The 23,937-nt window shown below is 62.6% G+C and carries 23 protein-coding genes; 10 read left to right on the top strand and 13 right to left on the bottom strand.

Annotation, left to right across the window (positions count from 1 at the left end; all coding sequences use genetic code 11):
* Positions 1 to 10: 10 nt before the first annotated feature.
* Positions 11 to 1,084: a VIT1/CCC1 transporter family protein gene (locus ACWTV1_RS04995; protein WP_498504358.1), complete on the bottom strand. Its 1,074-nt coding sequence runs from the start codon at positions 1,082 to 1,084 to the stop codon at positions 11 to 13.
* Positions 1,081 to 2,001 (bottom strand): aldose 1-epimerase family protein, encoded by a 921-nt coding sequence (locus tag ACWTV1_RS05000; protein ID WP_498504359.1) that lies wholly within the window; start codon positions 1,999 to 2,001, stop codon positions 1,081 to 1,083. Before ACWTV1_RS05000 ends, ACWTV1_RS04995 begins: the two co-directional genes overlap by 4 nt.
* 44 nt (positions 2,002 to 2,045) lie before the next feature.
* Between ACWTV1_RS05000 and ACWTV1_RS05005 the strand changes: the two genes are divergently transcribed.
* Positions 2,046 to 3,062 carry a galactokinase gene (locus ACWTV1_RS05005; RefSeq protein WP_498504360.1) on the top strand — a complete coding sequence of 339 codons (1,017 nt, stop codon included), beginning with the start codon at positions 2,046 to 2,048 and terminating at the stop codon, positions 3,060 to 3,062.
* A 20-nt stretch (positions 3,063 to 3,082) separates the two neighbouring features.
* Here ACWTV1_RS05005 and ACWTV1_RS05010 read toward each other — a convergent pair whose 3' ends face one another.
* The 3 genes from ACWTV1_RS05010 to glyA form a co-directional block, all read right to left on the bottom strand.
* Positions 3,083 to 3,262, bottom strand: a complete 180-nt coding sequence (locus ACWTV1_RS05010) for a hypothetical protein (protein WP_498504361.1) — start codon at positions 3,260 to 3,262, stop codon at positions 3,083 to 3,085.
* Positions 3,263 to 3,264: 2 nt separating this feature from the next.
* Entirely contained in the window at positions 3,265 to 4,140 is an 876-nt protein-coding gene (locus tag ACWTV1_RS05015; RefSeq protein WP_100388309.1) for a bifunctional methylenetetrahydrofolate dehydrogenase/methenyltetrahydrofolate cyclohydrolase, read from the bottom strand.
* Between the two features lie 143 nt (positions 4,141 to 4,283).
* Complete coding sequence (gene glyA, locus ACWTV1_RS05020; RefSeq protein ID WP_100388308.1) at positions 4,284 to 5,567, bottom strand: serine hydroxymethyltransferase; 1,284 nt, start codon at positions 5,565 to 5,567, stop codon at positions 4,284 to 4,286.
* A gap of 130 nt (positions 5,568 to 5,697) precedes the next feature.
* On the opposite strand from glyA, the gene ACWTV1_RS05025 reads away from it, so the two are divergent.
* The gene (locus tag ACWTV1_RS05025; protein ID WP_498504362.1) at positions 5,698 to 7,227 is read left to right on the top strand and encodes a beta-N-acetylhexosaminidase; all 1,530 of its coding nucleotides are present in this window, start codon (positions 5,698 to 5,700) and stop codon (positions 7,225 to 7,227) included.
* A complete protein-coding gene (gene nagA / locus ACWTV1_RS05030) occupies positions 7,224 to 8,396 on the top strand; it encodes an N-acetylglucosamine-6-phosphate deacetylase (protein WP_498504363.1) in 1,173 nt (390 codons plus the stop codon). Before ACWTV1_RS05025 ends, nagA begins: the two co-directional genes overlap by 4 nt.
* On the opposite strand, the gene ACWTV1_RS05035 is transcribed toward nagA, so the two are convergent.
* Positions 8,332 to 9,585 (bottom strand): MFS transporter, encoded by a 1,254-nt coding sequence (locus ACWTV1_RS05035; RefSeq protein WP_498504364.1) that lies wholly within the window; start codon positions 9,583 to 9,585, stop codon positions 8,332 to 8,334. The genes nagA and ACWTV1_RS05035 overlap by 65 nt on opposite strands.
* Before the next feature lie 52 nt (positions 9,586 to 9,637).
* Between ACWTV1_RS05035 and purU the strand changes: the two genes are divergently transcribed.
* A complete protein-coding gene (gene purU / locus ACWTV1_RS05040; protein WP_498505027.1) occupies positions 9,638 to 10,480 on the top strand; it encodes a formyltetrahydrofolate deformylase in 843 nt (280 codons plus the stop codon).
* Here purU and ACWTV1_RS05045 read toward each other — a convergent pair.
* From ACWTV1_RS05045 to ACWTV1_RS05075, 7 genes are all read right to left on the bottom strand, one after another.
* Positions 10,477 to 11,019, bottom strand: coding sequence for a DUF1697 domain-containing protein (locus tag ACWTV1_RS05045; protein ID WP_498504365.1), 543 nt, complete (start codon positions 11,017 to 11,019; stop codon positions 10,477 to 10,479). The two genes, purU and ACWTV1_RS05045, sit on opposite strands and share 4 nt — an antisense overlap.
* Before the next feature lie 61 nt (positions 11,020 to 11,080).
* Entirely contained in the window at positions 11,081 to 11,854 is a 774-nt protein-coding gene (locus ACWTV1_RS05050) for a glucosamine-6-phosphate deaminase (protein WP_498504366.1), read from the bottom strand.
* Position 11,855: 1 nt separating this feature from the next.
* Positions 11,856 to 12,773: an ROK family protein gene (locus ACWTV1_RS05055; RefSeq protein WP_498504367.1), complete on the bottom strand. Its 918-nt coding sequence runs from the start codon at positions 12,771 to 12,773 to the stop codon at positions 11,856 to 11,858.
* A complete protein-coding gene (locus ACWTV1_RS05060) occupies positions 12,770 to 13,597 on the bottom strand; it encodes a carbohydrate ABC transporter permease (RefSeq protein ID WP_498504368.1) in 828 nt (275 codons plus the stop codon). The genes ACWTV1_RS05055 and ACWTV1_RS05060 overlap by 4 nt, the downstream gene beginning before the upstream one ends.
* Entirely contained in the window at positions 13,594 to 14,580 is a 987-nt protein-coding gene (locus ACWTV1_RS05065; RefSeq protein WP_498504369.1) for a carbohydrate ABC transporter permease, read from the bottom strand. The genes ACWTV1_RS05060 and ACWTV1_RS05065 overlap by 4 nt, the downstream gene beginning before the upstream one ends.
* 139 nt (positions 14,581 to 14,719) lie before the next feature.
* The gene (locus tag ACWTV1_RS05070; protein ID WP_498504370.1) at positions 14,720 to 15,985 is read right to left on the bottom strand and encodes an extracellular solute-binding protein; all 1,266 of its coding nucleotides are present in this window, start codon (positions 15,983 to 15,985) and stop codon (positions 14,720 to 14,722) included.
* A 66-nt stretch (positions 15,986 to 16,051) separates the two neighbouring features.
* On the bottom strand, positions 16,052 to 17,185 hold the full coding sequence (locus ACWTV1_RS05075) for an ROK family transcriptional regulator (protein WP_498505028.1): 1,134 nt from the start codon (positions 17,183 to 17,185) through the stop codon (positions 16,052 to 16,054).
* Between the two features lie 260 nt (positions 17,186 to 17,445).
* Here ACWTV1_RS05075 and ACWTV1_RS05080 point away from each other — a divergent pair, with 260 nt between their 5' ends.
* From ACWTV1_RS05080 to mnhG, 6 genes are read left to right on the top strand one after another with little or no spacing between them, the layout of a single operon-like run.
* The gene (locus ACWTV1_RS05080; RefSeq protein ID WP_498504371.1) at positions 17,446 to 20,358 is read left to right on the top strand and encodes a Na+/H+ antiporter subunit A; all 2,913 of its coding nucleotides are present in this window, start codon (positions 17,446 to 17,448) and stop codon (positions 20,356 to 20,358) included.
* Entirely contained in the window at positions 20,355 to 20,879 is a 525-nt protein-coding gene (locus tag ACWTV1_RS05085; RefSeq protein ID WP_498504372.1) for a Na(+)/H(+) antiporter subunit C, read from the top strand. Before ACWTV1_RS05080 ends, ACWTV1_RS05085 begins: the two co-directional genes overlap by 4 nt.
* Positions 20,876 to 22,432: a Na+/H+ antiporter subunit D gene (locus ACWTV1_RS05090; protein ID WP_498504373.1), complete on the top strand. Its 1,557-nt coding sequence runs from the start codon at positions 20,876 to 20,878 to the stop codon at positions 22,430 to 22,432. Before ACWTV1_RS05085 ends, ACWTV1_RS05090 begins: the two co-directional genes overlap by 4 nt.
* The gene (locus ACWTV1_RS05095) at positions 22,429 to 23,064 is read left to right on the top strand and encodes a Na+/H+ antiporter subunit E (protein ID WP_498504374.1); all 636 of its coding nucleotides are present in this window, start codon (positions 22,429 to 22,431) and stop codon (positions 23,062 to 23,064) included. Before ACWTV1_RS05090 ends, ACWTV1_RS05095 begins: the two co-directional genes overlap by 4 nt.
* Positions 23,061 to 23,327 carry an MrpF/PhaF family protein gene (locus ACWTV1_RS05100; protein ID WP_498504375.1) on the top strand — a complete coding sequence of 89 codons (267 nt, stop codon included), beginning with the start codon at positions 23,061 to 23,063 and terminating at the stop codon, positions 23,325 to 23,327. The genes ACWTV1_RS05095 and ACWTV1_RS05100 overlap by 4 nt, the downstream gene beginning before the upstream one ends.
* A complete protein-coding gene (gene mnhG, locus ACWTV1_RS05105) occupies positions 23,324 to 23,860 on the top strand; it encodes a monovalent cation/H(+) antiporter subunit G (RefSeq protein ID WP_498504376.1) in 537 nt (178 codons plus the stop codon). Before ACWTV1_RS05100 ends, mnhG begins: the two co-directional genes overlap by 4 nt.
* Positions 23,861 to 23,937: the final 77 nt, after the last annotated feature.

Raw genomic sequence — 23,937 nt, forward strand, 5'->3', positions numbered from 1 at the left:
CCTCCGGGGTTTAGCCGAGACTTACCCCGAATAGTAGCCCTAGTAGGTACGTTGCCGCAGCAGCTCCATAGCCAATCGCGAGTTGGCGCAGGGCCCGCTTGAGGGGTGAGGCGCCGGAAAGCAGGCCAACAATTGAGCCTGTGATGATCAAGGCAATGCCGACAAGAACCGAGGCGATCACTACCGCAGTGAGCCCCTCTGCTCCGAACAGGTACGGCAGAACTGGAATAACCGCGCCTGACGCAAAGAAACAGAAGCTGGATGCCGCAGCCCCCAGAGCCGAACCGATCGGGTTGTGCTCGGCTGTCGCGGTCGCGGCTTCCGTGGTGCGGCCGGCGAGCACTTCAGCGGCGTGCAGCTCGGCTTCGTGCGTGCTCATGCCGCGAGCGCGGTAGACGAGCGCCAGCTCGTTTTCGTCGACGTCGAGGTGGGTGACCGAGTCCACCGCTACCGGTCCGTGTGCTGCCGCGTTCTCGAGTTCAAGCTGCGAGCGCACCGACACGTATTCGCCCGCGGCCATCGAGAGGGCTCCGGCGAGGAGCCCGGCGACACCCGACAGCAGCACGACAGCGTTGGGGAGCCCGGCAGCACTCATGCCGAGCACGAGGGCGAGGTTGGAGACGAGCCCGTCGTTCGCTCCGAACACGGCGGCACGGAACGTTCCCGAGAGGCGTTGACGCCCGCGAGTTGCGAGCGCGCGAACGACCTCTTCGTGCACGGCTTCGTCGGCGGCCATTGTGTCGGTCGCGTCGTCGTCATCCAGATAAGGCGACCGTGACTCGGCGCGTTGGGCAAGGGCGAGCACGAAAACTGAGCCAAAGCGTCGGGCCAAGAAGCCGAGCATCCGAGTTCGCGGGTCGGTAGGAAGCGGGCGACCGACCTGCTCCCCCAGCAACGTCATCCAGTGATCTTCGTGGCGTTTTTCGGCAGCGGCGAGCGCCAGAAGGATCTCGCGCTCTTCGCCGGTGCGGCGGGATGCCAGATCGCGATAGACGGCCGCTTCGGCGCGTTCGGCGGCAAGGTAGCGTCGCCACCGCCGCACATCGCGGGCTCGGGGTGTTGCGGTCGGGTCGGGCTGTTTCATGCCGAGAACTCGACGCCCCAGGTTGCAGCGAACTCGACGCCGGGCTCAAGCCACAGCAATCCGCGACCCGTGTTGAAAGCGTTGGGGGCGGCCGTCATCGGCTCGATCGCGACGACCTGGCCGATGCCGGTGAGGGTCGGAAAGTTGCGCGGCGTGAACAACTGAACGAAGTCGAAGTTCTCGTCGACGGTCACGCGCACTTCGCGGCCATCAGGCGCGGTGAGGCGAGCGGCGACGCCATCGACAACCTCGACGCCGGCGAATGCCATATCGAGGTCGAGTTCGCCGACCGGGCGCCCAGTACTCAGGTCGAAGTCCGTTCCGGGCACAGCAACTTCCGCCGTCGGGATGAGGCGCTCATTCGATTCGAAGCGAGTGGCGGCGGTCATCGTGAGAGTTAGTTCCGCGATGGGAGTGTCACCGATCTTGAAGAACGGGTGGGTTCCGAGCGCATACGGGGCTGCAGCATCCGAAAGGTTTGTAGCGGTGTGGCTGACGCTCAGCCCACCCTCTACGAGTTCGTAGCGCACGGTGGTGTGCACGTGGAAGGGGTAACCGTGCTGCGGGAAGATCGTCGCGCCGAGGGTGACCGAGCCTTCCGTGCGTTCGATCAGCGAGTAGCCGGTATTGCGCAGCAGTCCGTGAATGGAATTGTTGCGGTCGCGCTCCGTGATGTCGAGAGTCTGCGGCTCGCCATCGAGCATCCACGTGCCGTCTTCAATGCGATTCGGCCACGGCACCAACACGATGCCGTCAGCGAAGGGCGGCATCGCCGATTCGGCGTAGGACTCTACAAGATCGACCCCGCCGATGCTGAACTCTCGCAGCGAGGCGGCAAGTTCGGTGATGGTCGCTCGCGCTTCACCCTGCTCAGTGGCTCGAGTGATGATGTACTGGGTTCCTGTAGGCGTGCTCACCGCAACAGCCTACCGGCGCACCAGCCACAACCAAGGAAGCACCCATGTCAGATATTCGCGATGACGTTCTCTACGACTTCGAGGCCGTGTTCGGTCACCCCGCCGCCGGCGTCTGGTCCGCTCCCGGCCGCCTCACGCTGCTGGGCACTGCCGCTAGCCCCGAGACGGATGCCGAACTGGCCGTGGCCATCAACCGCCGTACGGTGTTGGCGGCATCCACTCGCTCCGACCGCACCGTGCGCATCGCGAGCGCCCTCGTGGATGAACTCGTCACGATCGAGCTCGACGAGCTGGCCTCCACCGAGGTGCAGGGCTGGAGTCGCATCGCGCTCGGTATCGTGCAGGAGGTGCTGGAGGCATCCGACGCTGCGGCGGCACTCACCGGCGTTGACGTGTTCATCGACACCACCGTGCCTGTGGGCGCGGGTCTCGGCTCGTCGGCAGCACTCGAGGCGGCGCTGGCACTTGCACTCAGCGACCTGTGGAACCTCGGCGAGCACACCGCTCACCTTGCCGAGCACCCCGACGTTGCCGCGAGCGTCTTCGCTCTCGACGACCACGCCCTCGTGCGCTTGGAGGGTGAAACGCGCCCCGAGCCACTCCCCCTCGACTGGCAGACCGCCGGCCTCGAGCTTCTCGTGATTGACACCGACGCTCCCACCGCCGATGCGCTCGACACAGCGATCGCGGATGACGAAGTGCGCCGCACCCTCCACACCGTCACCGAAAACCAGCGGGTGCGCGACGCGGCTCTCGCCATTCGCGACGAGACCCCACGACTGCTCGGCGCCCTGCTCGACGCCTCACACGCGAGCCTGCGCGACGACTACGGAATCTCGACCACCGAGATCGACCTCGCCGTCGAAACAGCTCTGGCCGCCGGTGCTTTAGGCGCGCGGATGCTCGGCCGCCCCTTCAGCGGAGTGGCCGTCGCTCTCGTCGACACCGACACGGCATCGCGGGTACGGGTAGCTCTCGATGGAGCCTTCGCCGAGCACGCGTGGGGCCAACCGACCGTCACCGCAGTGTCTCCGTCGATGGGAGCGTTGCGCGACCGCTAGCGGAAAGCAGCAGGCAGCAGCTATCCGACGAGCTTCAGAACGAGCGCAACGGCAAACGCTGCGCCAACGATCACGCCTGCCCAGACCCACACGCGGGGCCACGGAAAGCGACGCTTGCGCGGTTTACGAGGCACACCCTGCGGTCGCGACACGTGCTGCAGCTTGGGCGCGGAAGGCTTCTGCGCCGACTCCTCGGCCACTCTTAGAGCCGCTCGGCCGCGTCGACGACGTTCTTCACGAGCATCGCGCGCGTCATGGGGCCAACGCCACCGGGCATCGGCGAGAGGTAACCGGCAATCTCAGCAACAGCGGGGTCGACGTCTCCGACGAGACGGCCCTTGCCAGTTGCCTCGTCGATCACGCGAGTGATTCCGACATCGAGCACGGCAGCGCCCGGCTTGATCCACTCGGGGCGAATCAGCGCGGCGGAGCCGACAGCGGCAACCACGATGTCTGCCTGGCGAACGTGAGTTTCGAGCTGGGTGGTGCGGGAATGGGTGAGGGTGACTGTGGCATCCAGTCCCTTGTTCGTGAGGAGCAGCCCGATCGGGCGACCGACCGTCAGGCCGCGACCGACAACAACAACGTGCTTACCTGCGATGGGAACGTCATAGCGTTCCAGCATCTCGACGATTCCGGCCGGGGTGCAGGGCAATGGCGAATCGAGCTTCGTGCCCACGCCCAGCACGAGGCGGCCGAGGTTGGTGGGGTGCAGGCCATCCGCATCTTTAGCGGGGTCCATGAGTTCGAGCATCGCGTTCTCATCGAGACCGGCCGGCAGCGGCAGCTGAATGATGTAGCCGGTGACGGCGGGGTTCTCGTTGAGCGCAACGATCGCATCCCGAACATCGTCAGCGGATGCCGTGGCTGGCAGATCAACGCGAATAGATTCGATGCCCACTTCGGCGCAGTCGCGGTGCTTGCCTGCTACGTAGGAACGACTTCCGGGGTCATCGCCCACGAGAAGGGTGCCGAGGCCCGGAGTGATGCCGCGAGCCTTCAGGGCATCCACGCGCTCGCGCAGTTCGTTCTTTACGGCGGTGGCCGTAGCGACACCATCAAGCTTTACTGCGGTCATCGTTTTCCGTTCGAATCGGGCCCATGCGCTGATCGGCCACCTACACAACTGCCATCTCCATTAAACGCTAAAGAGCCCACCTCCGAGTTCACACGGTGATGGGCTCTTGAGCTTCAGGCTGTTTCAGCCCGGTTCTGGGTTCTTTAGGCCCAGCTACCGGGGCTTTCGAGACCTTCGTAGAGCGGGAAGGCGTCGGCGAGCGCGCGAACGCGGGCGCTGAGCGCAGCCGTGTCGGCACCGGGCTTGAGGGCCTCGGCGATGATGTCGGCAACCTCGGTGAACTCAACATCGCCGAAACCACGAGTGGCGAGCGCCGGCGTACCGATGCGCAACCCCGAGGTGGTCATGGGCGGGCGCGGGTCAGCGGGAACCGAGTTGCGGTTCACAGTGATACCCACAGAGTGCAGCAGGTCTTCACCCTCTTGACCGTTGATCTCAGACTTGCGCAGGTCAACGAGTACAAGGTGCACGTCGGTGCCGCCCGTGAGAACGTCGACGCCAAGCGAGGTCATGTCGTCTTGAACGAGACGCTCAGCGAGAAGCTTGGCGCCACGAAGGGTGCGCTCCTGGCGGTCCTTGAAATCGTCGGATGCCGCGAGCATGAATGCGGTCGCCTTAGCGGCGATCACGTGCATGAGCGGTCCACCCTGTTGACCGGGGAACACGTTGGAGTTGATCTTCTTAGCGATGTCAACGTTGTTGGTGAGGATGAAGCCCGAGCGAGGACCGCCGATGGTCTTGTGAACGGTCGACGACACGACATCCGCAAAGGGAACGGGGTTGGGGTGCAGGCCTGCGGCAACGAGTCCGGCGAAGTGCGCCATGTCGACCCAGAGCACGGCTCCGACCTCGTCAGCGATCGAACGGAACTCAGCGAAGTCGAGCTGGCGGGTGTACGCCGACCAGCCAGCGATGATGACGTGAGGCTTGACCTCAAGGGCCTTGGCACGAACATCCGCCATGTCAAGAACGCCGGTCTCTTCGTTAACTCCGTACGCGTGAGCTTCGTAAAGCTTGCCCGAGAAGTTCAAGCGCATGCCGTGCGTGAGGTGTCCACCGTGGTCGAGCGAGAGGCCGAGGATGCGGTCGCCGGGCTGAGCGATAGCCGACAGCACGGCAGCGTTAGCCGAAGCTCCCGAGTGAGGCTGAACGTTGGCGTACGCCGAACCGAACAGGCTCTTGGCGCGCTCGATAGCGAGCTTCTCTGCAACGTCAACGAATTCGCATCCACCGTAGTAGCGACGCCCCGGGTAACCCTCGGCGTACTTGTTGGTGAGAACCGAGCCCTGCGCCTCGAGAACAGCGCGCGGAACAAAGTTCTCACTCGCGATCATCTCAAGCGTATTGCGCTGGCGGTCGAGCTCTTGAGCGAGCACCGCAGCGATCTCGGGGTCTACCTCAGAAAGAGGCGAAAGGAACGAGGACACAGATGATCTCCTTGCGACAGGTGGTGGATACCTCTCAATCTACCGCGTGCTGGTGAAGGTAGCGAGAACCTGCAAGAATTGACAGCAGTTAGTTAGGACACCTGACAAACCCTCTGCTGAATGGAAATCAATGACGACTCTCCCTGTGATGCCTGCCCCCGTACACATCCGCGCCACCTCGAGCCAATTCGAGCTGACAGCGACGACGAGCATCCACAGTTCTGGATCAGCCGTCGATGTCGCTCGCTATCTGTCGCAAGCGCTTCGCCCCGCCACGGGCTTTGACTTCCCCCTCCGCACCGATGGCGACGCCGGCAGCGACCGCGGCTCCACCGACTCCGCGTCGTCCATGATTTCCCTCACCATCGGCGACACAGCGCTCCCCGTCGCGGGTTACCTCTTGACCGTGCGCGATGACCGCATCGAAATACGCGCGGACGACGCGGCCCACCTCTTCGCTGGCGTACAGACCCTGCGTCAGCTGCTTCCCTCCGCGATCGAGGCCACGACAGCACAGCCAGGCCCGTGGCACGTGCGCGGCGTGGAGATCAGCGATTACCCTCGATTCGCCTACCGCGGCGCGATGCTCGACGTGGCTCGCCACTTCTTCTCCGTCGCTGAGGTACAGCGCTATATCGACCGGATGGCGTTGCTCAAGCTCAATGTGCTGCACTTACATCTCACCGACGATCAGGGATGGCGGCTGCACATCGAGTCGTGGCCCCAGCTCACTGCTCTCGGCGCAACGACAGCGGTCGGTGGCGGCAGCGGTGGCTTTTATAGCGCGGCCGACTACGCCGAGATCATCGCGTATGCGGCATCCCGCTACATCACCATCGTGCCCGAAATCGATATTCCCGGCCACACCAACGCCGCTCTGGCCGCCTACCCCGAACTCAACGCGAGCGGCACTGCCCCCGCGCCGTACACCGGCATCGAAGTGGGTTTTAGCTCACTCGCAATTCGCTCGGAAGTGACCTACCAATTTCTGGATGACGTCTTTCGCGAAGTCAGCGCCCTCACTCCGGGGCCCTATCTCCACTTGGGCGGCGACGAATCACTCGCGACGAGCGATGATGACTATCTGTACTTCATCGCACGAGCGACTCACATCGCTGCCAGCCACGGTAAGACACTCATCGGCTGGCACGAAATGGGACGCAGCCACGAACTGCCCCACGGCACAATCGGGCAGTACTGGAGCTACCTCACACCGCGAGAGGATGCCGATGCCCGCGTTACCTCATTTATCGAACAGGGCGGTCGCATGATCATGTCGCCCGCCGACGCCATTTATCTCGACATCAAATATGCCTCAATCGAGCCGCTCGGGTTGGAATGGGCCGATGGCCCTACAACACTCCATGATGCTTATCACTGGGACCCCGCCGCAATTGTGCCGGGTGTGGCCGACGAGCACATCCTGGGCATCGAAGCGCCCCTCTGGACAGAAACGATCGACAACCTGCGCGATCTCGACTACATGGTATTTCCGCGCATTATCGCCGCCGCCGAGATTGCATGGTCGCCACGAGAAATGCACGACTGGGCAAACTTCACTCAGCGTCTGGCAGACTTGTCGCCGCGACTCGATGCCGCACAGATCAACTACAACCGCGTCTCTGAAGTGAGCTGGCCCGAAGTGAACAACAAATCGTGACCCACCAGATCATCCACTCTGCTCAGCTCGTTACTGACAACGCAGTACTCGCCGATGGCTGGGTGGCGTGGAACAACGACACGATCGTCGCGACGGGCACCGGCGATGAGTGGCGAGCCCTCGCCACCGCGCAGACCTCGCTGACGGATGCTGCCCGCAGCTACCTCACTCCGGGTTTTGTCGACATCCACTGTCACGGCGGCAATGGTTCGGCCTTCGACGATGGCCCCGAAGCCATCCACACCGCGCTCAGCGCGCACCGCGCGAGCGGTACCACTCGCTCCGTCATCTCCCTCGTCAGCGGCGAGCACACCCGCCTCGTCGCCAACCTTTCGGCCATCGCCGAGCTTGCGGCAAGCGACCCACTCGTGCTCGGCAGCCACCTCGAAGGCCCGTTTCTTCACCAGTCATTCAAGGGCGCCCACAGCGCAGCGGTGTTGCGCAACCCCACCGCTGCCGAAATCGATGAGCTGTTGGCAGCAGCGAACGGCTCCCTACGGCAAATAACCATTGCGCCCGAACTCGACGGAGGACTGGCTGCGATTCGACAGCTGAACGCGGCCGGAGTGGCCGTAGCGATCGGGCACACTTCAGCCGATTACGACCAGACCCTCGCCGCGATTGATGCTGGCGCCCGACTGCTCACCCACACTTTCAACGCGATGAAGGGCATCCACCACCGTGAGCCCGGCCCGATCGCAGCGGCGATCAGTCGCGAGTCGATGATTCTTGAGGTCATCAATGACGGCGTTCACGTGCATCCGGATGTCGTCAAAATGCTGTTCGCCTCGGCGCCCGGCCGCGTTGCGCTTGTGACCGACGCCATGGCGGCGACGTGCGCTGGCGATGGCCACTACGAGTTAGGGTCGCTCGACGTCACCGTGACCGACGGCGTTGCGCGCCTCAGCGACAACGGCGCGATCGCTGGGTCGACACTCACGATGGATGCCGCGGTGCGCCGCGCCATCGCCGAAGTGAGCTTGAGCGTGCCGCAGGCTGTTGCCGCGGCCACCGTTGTTCCTGCCCGGGCTATTGGGCGCGAGAGCGACCTGGGCTCGCTCGCTCCCGGATTCGCCGCTGATGCCGTGTTGCTCGACGCCGACTTTAGGGTGCGGGCGGTGTGGGCTGCTGGTCGCGAATTGCCGCAGTCCGAGCAGCTCGACGCCTAAGCAGTTCGCCGCCGATGATCGCGAAGACCACGGCAACGCCCAGAATGGCGGCGTCAACGTACGGCAACGAGATGACCCCGTAGTTGTCGAGCAGGATGCCGCCCACGAGCGCGCCGCCACCGATACCGATGTTGAACGAGGTCGTGAGGTAGGCCGAGCCGACGTCGCGCATGCGGGGTGAGGCCAGTTGCAAGAGTCGTGTTTGCATCATCGCGGGAACTCCGCCGAAGGCCGTTCCCCAGACGACGATGACGGTGAACATGATGGCGGGCTCGGCGGGGAACAGAGCGAGCAGCACGGCGCAGATGGCGACGATTGCGACGGTGACGGGGATGATGCTGCGCGGGAAGCGGTCGACCAAGAGGCCTGCGAGCGCGAGACCGAGTGCACCAGCGGCACCGAAGATCAGCAGTACGCCGGCGACGGCACCGGTGTCGATTCCGGCCGGGCCGATCAGATACGGAACGATGTAGGTATAGAAGAGGTTGTGGCCGAGCATCACGAGAGCGACCAAGATGCACACGTAAATGACGCCGGGAACGGACCGGTCTTTGCGCAGCGGGATCGAGATCTCGCCGGTGGCGAGGGGCTGCTGGTGATCGACCGGCGGCAGAATCCGTACGACCATGATCGTGAGGGCCGCGATGATGATCGCGATCACGACGAAGGCGAGGCGCCAGCCGAGGGCGTGACCGAGAGCGGTGCCCACTGGCACTCCGAGCACGAAGGCGGCAGTCGCGCCCGCACTCGTGACGGCAACGGCGCGGCCAACCTGGTGAGGGGGAACGAGGTGAGCCGAGTAGGCACCGACCACGGCCCAGAACAGTCCGTGCGACAGCCCACCGATGATGCGGGCAATCACGAGCACCGCATAGTTGGGCGCCACGGCAGCAAGCAGGTTGCCGATCACAAAGACGACAAGCACGATGATGACGAGCTTCTTGCGGGGCTGGTTACGCGTGAGCGCGGCGAGCGGAGCCGTAGAGATAACGACAGTCGCGGCGAAGATCGTGATGAGCAACCCCACCTGCGACTCTGAGACGGAAAGCTCAGCGGCGATCTCCGGCAGTAACCCGGTGGGCAACCATTCGCTCGTGACCGACGTGAAGATCAGCGCCGAGAGAGTGAAGAGGCCTGCCCACGGGAATGCCTGAGATGAAGTTGCTGAAGAAGTGTGTGGCGTGCTCATGTTTGACTAACTCTACCGTCAGCACCGGTACGCTAAATCAGTGACCACCTCAATGCACTGGATCGTAACCCTCACTTGTGATGACAAGCCCGGCATCGTTCACGCCATCAGTGGCGCCATCGTTGAGGCCGGCGGCAACATCACCGAGTCGCAACAGTTCTCCAGCGACGACACGGGGCGCTTCTTCATGCGCCTTCAAGTGGAGTCGGATGCTCCGCGCGAAGTCTTCGAGCAAGCCCTCGCTCCCGTGACCGAGCGGTACGCGATGGAATGGCAACTCGACGTTGTGGGGCGCCCGCTGCGCACCCTCGTGTTGGCATCCAAGGCTGGACACTGCGTCAACGACCTTCTCTACCGCCAGCGTGCTGGCCAGCTGCCGATCGAGATGCCGCTCATCATGAGCAACCACCCCGATTTGGGCTCGCTTGCCGAGTTTTATGAGGTGCCGTTCGAGTCGCACGCCGTCACGACGCCCGGCCAGAAGTTGGCCTTTGAAGAGCGCATCCTCGAAGTTGTCGAAGAGCACGACATCGAACTCGTCGTGCTTGCGCGCTACATGCAGATTCTCTCGCCCGAACTGTGCGAACAGTTGAGCGGCAAGATCATCAACATCCACCATTCCTTCTTGCCCGGCTTCAAAGGGGCGAACCCCTACAAGCAGGCCCACGCCCGCGGCGTGAAGCTCATCGGTGCCACCGCGCACTTCGTGACGAGCGACCTCGACGAAGGCCCGATCATCGAACAGAACGTCGTGCGCGTGGATCACGCGAGCACCTCAAGCGAACTCAGGTCGATCGGTCAAGACGAAGAAAGCCGCACCCTCACGCAGGCCGTGAGGTGGTTCGCCGAAGACCGCGTGCTGCTCGATGGCGCCCGCACGATCATCTTCCGCTAGTCCCCGTCAAGCAAGTCACGAAGCTTGAGGGTCGTGCGCCAGTTGCGCACCGTCATTCGCTTCGAGAGGCGGTTAGCTCGCAGGCGGTCAATGCGCGATGTCGCTGAATCGATGACCGTGCGCGAAAAGTAGAGCGCGTCTGGGCCTGCTGCGACAGAGTCAACCTGTTCGTTGAGTTCGGGCACAAGCGCGAGTGCTTCCACTGCGGTGAGAGGCCGCTTGAGAAATAGCACATCGCTCAGCAACTCGGCGAAACCGTGATCGTTCGGAGCCGCCGCGACCGTCGCCGCGAACTCGTCGCGGGATCTCACGACAGTGAGAATGTCTGCACCCAAGCGCTCGCGCAGCATCCGCTCGATCGTGACCTCGAGCTCGGCGCTAGTCGTCGCCTTTGAGGCGAACACCACGTTGCCGCTCTGGATGTACGTGCGCACGTCACCGAAACCCGCATCGTCAAAGCACTCTCTGAGTGCGGCCATGCTGATCACATTCGAGCCACCCACATTGATGCCGCGAAGCAGCGCAACGTAATTTGTCATGAGCTAACGATGGCACGGAGTACCGCCACGAGTCATCGCCTCGCTGGTAAAGTCTGGAGCTTTAGTGCAGTCGCTCCCAGTCGAGGCGGTTCTCCCAGGAGTAGCGGTAGTAGTCGGCAAACTTGAGCTCGGATGCCGCAGCCTCATCAACAATCACCGTGACGGTGGAGTGCAACTGAATTGCCGACCCCGGCAGACTTGCCGTCACCGGCCCCTCGACGGCTCCCGCGAGCGCCGCCGCCTTCTTCTCCCCGAACGCCAACAGCACCAAATGCCGGGCCCGCTGAATGGTGCCGAGCCCCTGCGTAACGCAGTGCGTGGGCACCTCGTCGGGTGAATCGAAGAAGCGAGCGTTATCGAGCCTGGTCTGCTGCGTGAGCGTCTTCACTCGAGTGAGTGAAGCGAATGATGATCCTGGTTCATTGAAGCCGATGTGCCCCGTCGACCCGATTCCGAGAATCTGCAGATCAATACCACCGGCCGCAACGATCGCGCGCTCGTAGTCGGCACCGGCCGTCTCGATCGGGCCGCTCTCGGCCGGCACCTGCACGAGTTCGGGCGTCAACCCGAGGGGTTCGACGACCTCTCGGGTGATGACCGAGCGGTAGCTTTCGGGATGCCCCGCAGGCAATCCGACATATTCATCGAGAGCAAACCCCCGCACAGCAGACAGGTCTAGGGCTCGAGCCGCGAGCGCAGCCCACGTTGTCAAGGGCGTCGACCCGGTTGCTAGGCCGAGTACGGTATCCGGGCTCCGACGCACGAGCACTTCGATGAGGTCGGCAGCGATTTCACCGGCAGCCTCTTTCGAATCGACAATCACTACTTCTGCCATGTCACTGCCCTCCTGCCTCGCTGCTCACCATGGCTGCGCCCACCGCCGCTGCAGGAAAGTCGGCCGGCAATCCGTGCACGCGACTACTCAACTCGATTGAGGCCAAGAACGCCGATGTGCTTTCCCAGCGTGCCAGCACTGCACGAACGTCAGCAACGAGGTCGCCGAGAGTGCTGACTCCCCCACCGAGTACGACCGAGTCGACATCGACCGTCAAGATCAGCATCCGTACCGCCGCAGCAACATTCTCAACAAGACGAGTTCGCACGGCCACCGCCGCGGCGTTTCCGGATGCCGCAGCCGCAAACAGTGCAGTGGTCGGCTGATCAGAGTCAGTGGGCCACATGCGCGCCACTCCCGAGCCCGACGCCATCGTTTCGAGGCAGCCTCGCTGACCGCACGGGCATTCAGCGCCCTGCGGATCAATCGGCACGTGCCCGATCTCTCCCGCCGCACCGCGTGACCCGCGCCAAAGCTGACCACCGAGTACGAGACCCGCTGCGAGTCCCGTGCCCAAATTGAGGAAGGCCATCGAATGGCTCGGATCCGTCTCGAGCAAGTGAAAGGCGCCCAGCGCTGCCGCGTTCACATCGTTATCGATATTGACACTGCGCCCCAGACGGGCCCCGAGTTCGGCGCCGAAGTCGAGTCCGTCAATTGCAAGGTTAAGAGCGTGCGAGACACGACCTTCCACTACCGTCCCGGGAATACCGATCCCAATGCTCGTGAAATCAATCGTGTATACCCCGACCTCGCCCGCTAACTCTGCAAGCGCCAGCATCGTCGAGGACACGAGCGCGTCGGGACCAATACCCGAACGAACCCGCACCCGCCCCGCGATCGCTCCGTGCGCGTCGATAGCGACGGCATCCGTCTTGGTACCGCCGATATCGACGCCCACCATATATTGCGACGTCACCCCTTCACCGCCCCCGACACAAGACCACTCGTCATGCGCCCCTGAACCAGCAGGAAGAACACAATGACCGGGATGGCCATGAGTGTGGAGCCAGCCATAATTGCCGACCAGTTCGTCGTGCCATTCGCGATCTGGAAGGTGCGCAACCACACGGGCAGCGTCATCATCTCGGGTCGCGAGTTCACCACAAGGGCGAGCAGGAACTCATTCCACGCCTGAATGAAACCGAAGACGCCGGTTGCGACCAAGCCCGGCGCAAGCAGCGGCAGGGTGATTCGCCAGAACGCTCCAGAGCGTGACAGGCCGTCGATCATGGCAGCCTCTTCGAGCTCGACCGGCACTCCGTTCACGAATCCCCGCAACGTCCAGATCGTGAATGGCAGAACCGTGGCGACGTACACAATCGTGAGTCCCATAATCGTGTTGAGCAGCGACCAACTATCGAGCACTCGATACGTGGAGACGATCATTGCCTCAGCCGGAATCATCTGAACGATGAGGATGGTCAGGATGAAACCCTTGCGACTCTTAAATCGAAAGCGAGTGACCGCCAACGACGCTAAGAACGCGAAGACCAGAGCGATCACGACAGTCGAGACGGTGACCACAATGGAGTTGCCGAGAGCCGGCATGAACTGCGAGCGGGTGGCATCGAAGAGCACCGTCTCGTAGTTACGCAGGGTAAAGTTCTGCGGCCAAAAGTTGACTTCGGAACCCAGAATTTCGTTGTTCGGCTGGAACGAGGTTTGCACCATCCAATAGACAGGGAAAATAGAAAATGCAGTGATCACCGCAGCGATCGCACTCAAGAGCACCTTTTTCACAGCTCTTCCTCCTTAACGCTTTGACGCACGTAATAGAACGAGATCGCCGTGATGACAATCACCGTGATGACCGCGATTGCGCCACCCGTACCGTACTCGCCGGTGCCCAGCGAATTTTGGTAAATGTAAACGCCGAGAGTCGACGTCTGATCCTTAATTCCGCCGATTCCTTGGAGGGCGAAAATCTGCGTGAAGACGCGGAGATCCCAAATGATCTGCAGGATGAAAACCACCAGAAAGATCGAACGCAGGTACGGAAAAATGATGAATCGGAAGCGCTGCACTGGCCCCGCGCCATCCAACTGCGATGCTTCAATAACTTCATCGGGCACCTGAGTGAGCCCCGCGTAGATGGTGAAGACGACGAAGGGGATCGCACCCCAGATCACAATGAGCGCCGCGACGAAGAAGAAACTCAAGGGTTCGATCAGCCACGAATGACCGATGTAATCGAGGCCGAACCAGTGGGTGAGAACGTAGTTCACCACGCCGTAGCCAGTATCAAACATCCACCCCCACACGATCGTTGCCGTCAGGGCGGGCATCGCCCACGCCAGTAGTAAGCCGATCGACAAAACGAGCCGCATGACTTTGCCGAGCGCTGACATGAGCAGGGCAATCAGTGTGCCCATAACCATCGTGCTGACGACGCACACCGCTGCAAAAGCGAAGCTGCGGAACATGACTAGCCAGAAGGCCTGGTCGGTCAGAACCTCAATGTAGTTATCAAATCCGATGAACGGCGACGGTGCACCAAAGACTTGAGCGCGCCCGAACTCTTGGAACGACATGATCACGAGTTGGATCAGCGGCCACCCCACCACGGCTGCCAACACGGCAGTGGCAGGAAAGAGCAAGGAATAGGGGGTGAACTGCGCGCGCGGTTTCTTGACCGCGCGCTGACTGCCAGATTGCGAAGGCGCAATCAGGCGGTCCCCATCGACGTCGCCCGGGGCGACATCGAGAGAGGGGGTCGGTGACATAAGAGCTCCCGGTTAATATTGAACTGTGCCTCGAACCTTTTCCTAGGGCGATGGCAACGAAACGGGTGCTCGGCTCAGTCATGCGCGACCGCGCCGAGCACCCTTTTGTGAGTAACCTCTGCCATCTCCGGCGAAGGGGTTAGTCGTTCAGAATGCCGTCGATTGTGGCGTCCAGTTCTTTCGCAAGCGCCGTCACATCGCCACCCTGAGCGACCTGCACGAAGAAGTCCGTCAACGCGCCAGACGCTTCAACGTCAGCCCACTTGGGCGATGGCGGAGTGAGGCGGGCAGCACCGGCAGCTTCAGCGATCGCCTGAGCAACCTCATCTGTTCCCAGCGTGTCTGCCAAGGAGAGCTTCGCCGGCACGAGGCCATTGGCGCCGTAGATCGACTGGAACTCGTCGCTCAGGATGATCGCCAATGCCTTCTTGGCGAGCTCGGGGTGTGCCGAGTTGGCCGACACCGCAATGTTCGAACCGCCGGCGAAGACCTGCGCCGCGCCGCCATCCTTGCCCGGCATCGCGTAGACACCGAGGTTGGCTTCCTCGTCGGGGCAGCCGGGGGTTTCGGCATCCAGCGGAGCCAGAATCGACCACTTCACCCAGCTGGGAGCCGAGAGCTGCAACGTCGAACCCTCGCAGTAGCCAACCTGCGGGTTGGTCTCGTTGGCGTCCTTGGGGGCCCGCGATGCGTTAAGCATCACATCTTGAACCTGCTCCAGACCGGCAATCGATCCGGGCGAGGAGAACTGCGACTTCCAGCCGTCGCTCTCGAAGGTCGCGACTTCGCCACCGTTCTCCCAGATGAAGGGCAGAGCGTTGTACCAGTCTTGACCAGGCCACCAGATTCCGGATGCGCCCGGGTTGGCATCGGCGAGCGCGACGCCATTGCTAACGTACTCGTCGAGGGTGGTCGGAACGCTGAGTCCTGCGGCAGCGAGCGCGTCTTTCTTATAGAAGACGAGTCGTGATCCCGAGTACAGCGGAGGAGCGTAGAACTTGTCGTCGTACGAACCCGCCTCAACGAAGCCCGGTAGCAGGTCGTCGCCACCGAGAGCATCGTAATCAGCAGTCAAGTCGAGGAATGCGCCCGCCGACGTGAATGCTGCCGCTTGAGTGTTTCCGACCTCGACGATGTCGGGGCTGTCGCTACCCGAGAGGTTCGTCGTGAGCAGGTCAACAAGGCCACCCCACGCTTGCTCTTCGATGGTGAGTGTTGAGCCGGGGTTTTCTGACTCGAAGGTGTCGATCAGGTAGTCACGGGCCTCTTGGGGAGTGTCCGTTCCGACCAGCCACACGCGCAGGTCGGCGGTGGCATCTTCGCCGCTGCCGCTATCCCCTGCCGAACAACTGGCCAGCGTCAACGCTGCCACGACGCCAAGCGCCGCGATGCTGAGTTTCCTCACTGTATTTCCTTTCCTAGGGCGATGGTGCCAGCGGAAAACTGGACACCTCGTGGTGCAGGAGCTCGACTATGAGACTCCTAATTGCGCGGAGAGCACCATCACGGCTGCGCCGCGCATGACAATGTCCTCTCCGAGCGCTGTCATCCGCACCGTCAGATCGCCGTGGAATTTGGCCATCGTCCGTGCACGGAGTGTCTCGACGGTGGCGTCTTTCAACGCACCCTCAAGTAGGGAGGTCGGGCCGCTCAACACAATCTCCGAAAGATTGAGCGCGCCCACGACGGGAGCAAGGGCAATGCCGAGGCGCTGCCCTGCTTCCGCCACAACGGTGTTTCGTTCGTCATCGGTGGATGCCGCAGCCTGCGCGACATCCAAGCGCGGCGCTGCTAACCACGTTTCTAAACATCCGGTCTTGCCGCAGGCACAATCCATACCGCCATCGGTACCGACGACAACGTGGCCAATCTCGCCTGCAGCGAAGCTGCTTCCGAAGAGAGGGATGCCGCCGAGCAGCAGCCCAGCACCCACACCGTGGCCGACTTTGACGAGCATCATGTCGCTGGCTGCACCGCCGAAGCTGTGTTCGGCGAGTGCCGCGACGTTCGCGTCGTTAGCCACCACTACGGGTAATTCGAACCGTTCAGCGACCATGCTCTGCAAGGGCAGGTCGTTCCATCCGAGGTTGGGGGCGCTCAGCACGACCCCTCCGAGATCGACAATTCCCGGAGAGCCGATGCCGATGCCGAGCACGGGCCGGGTGGCGTGGGCGAGCAAGGCGTCGACTAGAGCGATAACTTTGGCTGTGGCATCCGCACCGCTGCTGTCGGCGAGAGGAATGTCGTGGCGGTATCGGATCGCCCCGTGGATGTCCATGACGGCGCCGCGGAAGGTGTCGTAATCGCTGAGGTCGACGCCAATGATGTCGAGGGCTTCAGCGTTGAGCTCCAGCATGGTGGCGGGCTTGCCTGGTCGGCTGCCTTCGCGGTGGCCCGTCTCGATGACGAGTGCGTCAGTGATGAGCTCAGCAACGAGGTCGGAGATGGTCACCCGAGTCAGGCCCGTTTCACGGGCGATATCCGCGCGGCTGAGTTCGCCTTGGCGGTAGAGAGTTTGAAGCACAAGCGATCGGTTGTGATTGCGCGCGTGTTCGGGCAGCACTTTTGCTGTTGGTCGTAGCGCTTTTCCGTTCGTGAACCCCATTGTCATGTTTGTTAGTAAACTTTACGAACTAAAGTTTTGCAACCCCTCGCGACGTAATTGTTACCGGAGGCCTCTCACCCACAGCCCAGATATCCGTCCGGTAGAATGTCATTGACGAAGACACTGACCATCTCGCCACTCTGTCGCAACGCCATTCGCCTTGGCTGCGCTGCAGCACTCGACCACCAGATCGAGCACCCCTAAGGGAGAACTGCACTGAATCCGCAAGGTTCCAGCCACAGCTCGAAGCGGAGAGCCCCGTGATAGTGCTGCTCGCAGCGTTTGCGCTCGTATCCTTGGTGATCCCTGCGCTCACGCGTCGCCTGCACACTCGTGTCTTCTTTGTCACGGCTCTCATTCCTGCTGCGGCATTTATCTACACCCTGCTGCAGACTCCCGCTCTTCTCGCGGATGCCCCGCCCACCGAAAGCATCCCCTGGATCTCGCAGCTGAACCTCGATCTCAGCTTTCGCGTAGACACCCTCTCGTGGCTGCTTGCTCTCGTTGTCACCGGCGTCGGCACACTCGTAATGCTCTATTGCATCAAGTACTTCGCTGATACCGAAGGAGGCCTTGGTCGCTTCGCTGCGGTCTTCCTCGCCTTCACCGGCACGATGTACGGCCTCGTGATCGCCGACAACGTCTACTTGCTCTTCATCCTGTGGGAAGCCACGACGGTCTTCTCCTTCCTGCTCATCGGCCACAACACCGGTCGACTCGCGAGTCGCATTGCTGCGATGCAGGCCCTGATCGTCACGACCGCCGGTGGCCTCGTGATGCTGGTCGGTCTCGTGATGCTCGCGGAGCGCACCGGCACTGCCAGCCTGGCGCGGCTTATCGACCTCGCCCCCGAGGGCACCGCCGTCACGATCGCGATCATGCTGATTCTCGTCGGCGCGCTCAGCAAGTCGGCCATCGTTCCGTTCCAGTTCTGGCTACCTTCGGCGATGGCCGCGCCCACTCCGGTGAGCGCCTATTTGCACGCGGCCGCGATGGTGCAGGCCGGCATCTACCTCATCGCCAGACTCGCTCCCGGCTTTGCTCACACCCCCGGCTGGCAACCGTTGCTGCTCGGTTTGGGTGTGTTCACGATGCTGGTGGGCGGATGGCGCGCGCTCACGCAGGTCGACCTCAAACTTCTGCTTGCCTATGGCACCGTCAGTCAGCTCGGGTTCTTGCTCACGGTCGTGAGTTTTGGCACGCGTACCGCGGCTCTTGCCGGAGTCGCATTGCTCCTTGCCCACGCTCTCTTCAAGGCGGCGTTGTTCTTGGTCGTTGGCCTCATCGACCACCGCGTCGGAACCCGTGACCTCACCAAGCTCAGTGGGCTGGGCCGGGAAGCTCCCTTCCTCACTACCATTGCGGTAATTGCCACGGCATCCATGGCGGGCATCCCGTTCACCGCCGGCTTCGTGGCCAAGGAGTCGGTGCTCGCGAGCTTCATCGAGAGCGCGAGCGCGGGCTCAGCGCTCGGCTGGATCGCCATCGTCGGCGTCTCCGTCGGCTCCACCCTCACGGTCGCCTACAGCGCCCGCTTCGTCTGGGGTGCGTTTGCGAGTAAAAACGGTGTCGAAACCGTGCGGCCGCTGCATGAGAACGTGTGGTTCCTGTCGTCGCCCGCCATTCTCGCCGCCAGCAGCCTGGTTCTCGCACCATTCTTTGGCACCGTCGGAACCGTGCTCGAAGGCTATTCAACGCAATTCGTCTCCGAGGGCTACGACTACTCGCTCAAGCTCTGGCACGGCTTTGATGCCGCGTTCTTCATCTCTGCTGCCACGCTGCTCGTGGGTCTGGCGCTGTTCTGGGCTCGCACGAAGGTCTTCGCGCTGCAGTCGCTCGTGCCGGCGATCGTCGATTCGAACAAGTTGTATCGCTCCACGCTGCGCACGCTTGACCGCGTCGCGTTGCGGGTGACGGCGACCACTCAGCGTGGTTCGCTGCCCTTCTATCTCACCGTGATCCTGCTCGTGATGGTGGGTTCGGTAGGCAGCACGCTCGCGCTCAATCGCAGCTGGCCCGACTCCATCCGACTCTTCGATAGTGCCGGCCAACTCGCGATCGGTGCCGTCATGATCGTGGCCGCGCTCGCACTTGTGGCAGCCCAGAAGCGCTTCCAAGCGGCGGTTCTCGTCGGCGTCGTTGGCTACGGAATGGCGGCGCTCTTCGCGTTCCACGGTGCGCCCGATATCGCCCTCACGCAAGTTCTGGTCGAGACCGTCACTCTCATCGCCTTCGTGTTGGTGCTTCGTCGCCTGCCCGCTCGCCTCGGCAAGGCTCACGGCAGTTCACGCCGCGTGCTGCGTGCTGCCGTTGGCCTCTCGGTGGGGCTGCTCATGGGCATCGTCGCCATCGTCGCGCTCGGCGCCCGAAGCGCCGACCCCATCTCGGCGTCGCTGCCCGACCTCGCGTACGAGATTGGTCACGGTCGCAACGTCGTGAACGTTGTGCTCGTCGACATCCGAGGCTGGGACACTCTCGGCGAGCTCTCCGTGATCGTCGCCGCCGCAACCGGCGTTGCGAGCCTCGTGTTCTTGCGCAGCCGCACCGACAACCTGCCGCGCGTCTCAGAGGCCCGTGCCCGCGGAACGATCCGCGCCCGCCTGAAGCCGTCGCGCGAGATCGTCTCGTCCGAGTACGTACCGGGCGTTCAAGACCCGTCAACTCGCAACGCGTGGCTGCTCGCGGGTCGCAAGCTGGCTCCCGAAAACCGGTCGATCCTGCTCGAAGTTGTCATTCGCTTGCTCTTCCACCCCCTCATCGTGCTTTCGCTCTATCTCTTGTTCGCTGGCCACAACCTCCCCGGCGGCGGTTTCGCGGCGGGGCTCGTCGCTGGTCTTGCTCTGGCCGGTCGCTACCTTGCTGGCGGACGCTACGAACTCGGCGCCGCCGCTCCCTTCGACGCCGGGCGCATCCTGGGTGTCGGTCTCGTTCTTGCTGCGGGCACCGCCACCGTGCCGCTGCTGCTGGGGGCGGATGCTCTCACCTCTACGTTCTTCGAAACGACCATCCCCCTGCTCGGCCACGTTGAGTTCTCCACCTCCACCATTTTCGACATCGGGGTGTACCTCGTGGTCATCGGAATGGTGCTCGATGTCCTCCGCAGCTTGGGCGCCGAGATCGATCGTCAGCGCGAAGAGTCCTCTGAATCTCTCGAGAGCGGAAGCACCATATGAACGCCTCTCTCACCCTCGTGATCATCATGGTCGTGCTCTATTCGGTAGGCGTCTACCTTCTTCTTGAGCGCAGCATGACCCGCGTGCTGTTGGGCTTCTTGCTCGTGGGCAACGCGACCAACCTGCTGATTCTCATCGTGTCGGGTCCCTCCGGCGCCGCTGCGTTCTATGGTGAGGATGCCGCTACCGCCGATCCCTTGCCGCAGGCGTTCATCCTGACGGCGATTGTGATCACGTTCGGCGTCTCCGCGTTCTTGCTTGCGCTGATCTACCGCTCGTGGCGCTTGGCCAATGCCGATGTGGTCTACGACGACACGGAAGACCTCGCGATGGGCCGCCGCCGCACCTCGGTCACGACCGACCGTCCGGTCGATGGTGACGACACCGAATTCGGTACTCGCGCGGCCGCCGCTATCTCCACCGCTGTCGACCTCAAAAAGCAGGAGGAACGCGAGGAGCAAGAGAGCCTCGCCGCCGAACGCCGACAACAGGAACTCGACAAGAAGGAGGGAGACGCGTGAGCGCCCTCACCACTCTCGTCGTTCTCCTGCCCTTACTCGGTGCAGCAGCAGCTCTGACTCAAGCCAAGCGCCCCCGGGTGCAAACGCTGATCACCGTCAGCGTGCTCACCGCCGTTCTCGCGATCGGAGCCGCGCTGCTCGTCGCTGTCGATACCAACGGTGCGATTGCGGTCGAGGTCGGCGGCTGGCCCGCGCCCTATGGCATCGTGCTCGTGATCGATCGACTCTCGGCGCTCATGATCGTGGTGTCCGCAGCCGTATTGTTGGCCGTCCTCGTATTCTCCGTGGGTCAGGGTCTTGCCGACGGAGACCGAGAAACCCCAGTCTCGATCTACTACCCGACCTACCTGATCTTGGCGACCGGTGTGTTCAACGCTTTCGTCGCGGGTGACCTGTTCAACCTCTATGTCAGCTTCGAGATCCTCCTTGTGGCCAGCTACGTGCTGATCACGCTCGGCGGCACCGAACCCCGCATTCGCGCGGGCACGGTGTACATCGTCGTTAGTTTGGTGTCGTCCGCCATTTTCCTCGCGGCGATCGCCATGATCTATGGCGCAACCGGCACCGTCAACATCGCCCAGCTCACCGTGCGTCTTGCGGAACTGCCCGCCGATGTTCAACTGGTGCTCCACGTCATGTTGCTGATCGGATTCGGCATCAAGGCTGCCGTCTTCCCGCTCTCCTTCTGGCTGCCTGACTCCTACCCGATGGCGCCAGCACCCGTCACGGCCGTCTTCGCTGGGTTGCTCACCAAGGTCGGTGTCTACGCGATCATCCGCACCGAAATGATCATCTTCCCGGGTGGCGAACTCAATACTGTGCTGCTGATTGTGGCCGCGCTCACCATGGTGGTCGGAATCCTAGGAGCGGTAGCGCAGTCCGACATCAAGCGACTGTTGTCGTTCACGCTCATCAGTCACATCGGCTACATGCTGTTCGGCATCGGCATCGATACCGCGGCGGGGCTCGCGGCAGCAACGTATTACATCGTCCACCACATCACCGTGCAGACGACCCTGTTCTTGGCCACCGGGCTCGTGGAACGACAGGGCGGCACGACCGGCATCAACAAACTGGGTGGGATGCTCAAGGCCAGTCCCCTCATCGCGGTGCTGTTCTTCATCCCTCTGCTGAACCTCGGTGGCATCCCTCCGTTCTCCGGATTCCTCGGCAAGCTCGCCCTGTTCGAGGCAGGCGCCAACAACGGCTCCACGCTCGCGTGGGTGCTCATCGGCTGTGGTGCAGCTGTATCGCTACTCACGCTGTATGCCCTCGCTCGCGCCTGGAGCATGATCTTCTGGCGTGACGCCGAAGAGGTCGCCGACTACGAAAACCCGCTCGCGATGTCCTCCGAAAACAGCAGCTCTGCCACGGTCGAATCCGTACGCACGACGCCGCGCATCATGGTCGGCGCGACGGTAGCGATGGTTGCCGCGAGCGTTGCGCTCACCGTGTTCGCGACTCCGCTCTTCGACCTGAGCGCGAATGCCGGCGAGAACATTGACGGCCCGGCGTACTACGTGAACACTGTCTTCCCGGGAGGTCTCGAATGAGCGCCCACGACAGCCAGCCCACTTCCGCGGCAGCGTCCACTACGTCCGCCGTGAACCAACCCGTGACCGAACACCGAGCATCGCGCTCCGAAGTACGCGGCCGAGTCTGGCAGCAACTACCACTGCTGCTCGGTCTCGTGGTGCTGTGGGCCGTTCTCTGGGGGCAGTTCTCCTGGCTGAACATCCTGACCGGTTTCATCGTCGCGATTCTGGTCACTCGCGTGCTCTACCTGCCCCCGGCCGATATCTCGGGGCGATTGAACATCTGGTACTCGCTTGTCTTTCTCGCCCACTTCATTGTGGATGTCACGGTGGCGTCGTTCACGGTCGCCTTCCAGGCGCTCAACCCGCGACCGATTCCCACCTCATCCGTTATCGCCGTTCAACTACGCACGCGTTCTGACTTCGTCATGACGTTGGACGCGATTGCGATGTCACTGGTTCCCGGGTCGATCGTCGTTGAAGTCGACCGCGAGCGTGCCATCCTGTACTTCCACACTTTCGATACGACTACCGCCGCCGATGTTGAAGCGATGCGCACCAAGGTGCTCCTCGTTGAAGCGCGCATCGTTCGCGCCATCGGGTCGAAAGATGACCTTGCCCGCATTCACGAGACGGAGGCCACCCGATGAACGAATGGGTCTTCATCGCCGTCGGGCTGATGCTGCTCGTTGCGGCCCTCCTGGCGCTTTACCGCATCATCCGCGGCCCCTCGATTCTTGACCGCATGATCGCCTCCGACATGCTGCTCACGACAATCATTTGTGCGCTCGGCGCGGAGATGGTCTACCACGGTCACACCCGCAGCCTGCCGGCGATGCTCGTGCTTGCCACCACCGCATTTCTCGGTTCTGTCGTGGTCGCGCGCTACGTGTCGCGGAGGACCAACTCATGACCCTCGACACGATCCTCGACGTTCTCACTGGCGTTTTCCTCCTGCTCGGCGGCTTCCTCTCGGCCGCGGCCGGGGTGGGGCTCTTACGCTTTCCCGATGCGATCGCGCGACTGCACGCCACCACCAAACCCCAGATTCTGGGCCTCACGTTCGTGCTCTTAGCCATCGCCCTGCAGAACCGTCAGCTCTCGACGATTCTGCTGTTGATCTTTCTCCTGATTTTCCAGATGATCACCGCGCCCGTTTCCGCTCACATGATCGCTCGCGCCGGCTACCGAGGCGGAATCATCGCGCCCAATTCGTTGCTCGTCGACGAACTCGAACAAGCCATTGACGCGGCACCCGAATTCGATGACGCCGAGGAAGAAGGGGCCGACGATCCCTCTGGAACTGCGGACGCCACCGAAGAGAGTTCGGACGACCCCGCCGCCGACAGTTCCGCGGCTGTCGCAGACGACACCGCGCAGCCCACGAACGTTCCGACGACCCGCGATCCTCTCGACACCGACGACACCAGCTCGCGCAACGACTAGCGTCTGGCAATCGTCGCTGAGAGCGCTGAAAGCCCTGAGATTCCAGCTTCTCGTCAGGGTTGCTCGGGCATACTGAA

This window comes from Salinibacterium sp. VpJ6, from assembly GCF_059767345.1.

What these genes read in the sequence shown, in the direction of transcription:
- ACWTV1_RS05100 (WP_498504375.1), top strand. Translation starts at nt 23,061, where the DNA reads ATGAACGAATGGGTCTTCATCGCCGTCGGGCTGATGCTGCTCGTTGCG.
- ACWTV1_RS05085 (WP_498504372.1), top strand. Translation starts at nt 20,355, where the DNA reads ATGAACGCCTCTCTCACCCTCGTGATCATCATGGTCGTGCTCTATTCG.
- ACWTV1_RS05025 (WP_498504362.1), top strand. Translation starts at nt 5,698, where the DNA reads ATGACGACTCTCCCTGTGATGCCTGCCCCCGTACACATCCGCGCCACC.
- ACWTV1_RS05050 (WP_498504366.1), bottom strand. Translation starts at nt 11,854, where the DNA reads ATGGCAGAAGTAGTGATTGTCGATTCGAAAGAGGCTGCCGGTGAAATC.
- ACWTV1_RS05065 (WP_498504369.1), bottom strand. Translation starts at nt 14,580, where the DNA reads ATGTCACCGACCCCCTCTCTCGATGTCGCCCCGGGCGACGTCGATGGG.
- mnhG (WP_498504376.1), top strand. Translation starts at nt 23,324, where the DNA reads ATGACCCTCGACACGATCCTCGACGTTCTCACTGGCGTTTTCCTCCTG.
- ACWTV1_RS05015 (WP_100388309.1), bottom strand. Translation starts at nt 4,140, where the DNA reads ATGACCGCAGTAAAGCTTGATGGTGTCGCTACGGCCACCGCCGTAAAG.
- ACWTV1_RS05035 (WP_498504364.1), bottom strand. Translation starts at nt 9,585, where the DNA reads ATGAGCACGCCACACACTTCTTCAGCAACTTCATCTCAGGCATTCCCG.
- ACWTV1_RS05005 (WP_498504360.1), top strand. Translation starts at nt 2,046, where the DNA reads ATGTCAGATATTCGCGATGACGTTCTCTACGACTTCGAGGCCGTGTTC.
- ACWTV1_RS04995 (WP_498504358.1), bottom strand. Translation starts at nt 1,084, where the DNA reads ATGAAACAGCCCGACCCGACCGCAACACCCCGAGCCCGCGATGTGCGG.
- ACWTV1_RS05045 (WP_498504365.1), bottom strand. Translation starts at nt 11,019, where the DNA reads ATGACAAATTACGTTGCGCTGCTTCGCGGCATCAATGTGGGTGGCTCG.
- ACWTV1_RS05095 (WP_498504374.1), top strand. Translation starts at nt 22,429, where the DNA reads ATGAGCGCCCACGACAGCCAGCCCACTTCCGCGGCAGCGTCCACTACG.
- purU (WP_498505027.1), top strand. Translation starts at nt 9,638, where the DNA reads ATGCACTGGATCGTAACCCTCACTTGTGATGACAAGCCCGGCATCGTT.
- ACWTV1_RS05075 (WP_498505028.1), bottom strand. Translation starts at nt 17,185, where the DNA reads ATGGGGTTCACGAACGGAAAAGCGCTACGACCAACAGCAAAAGTGCTG.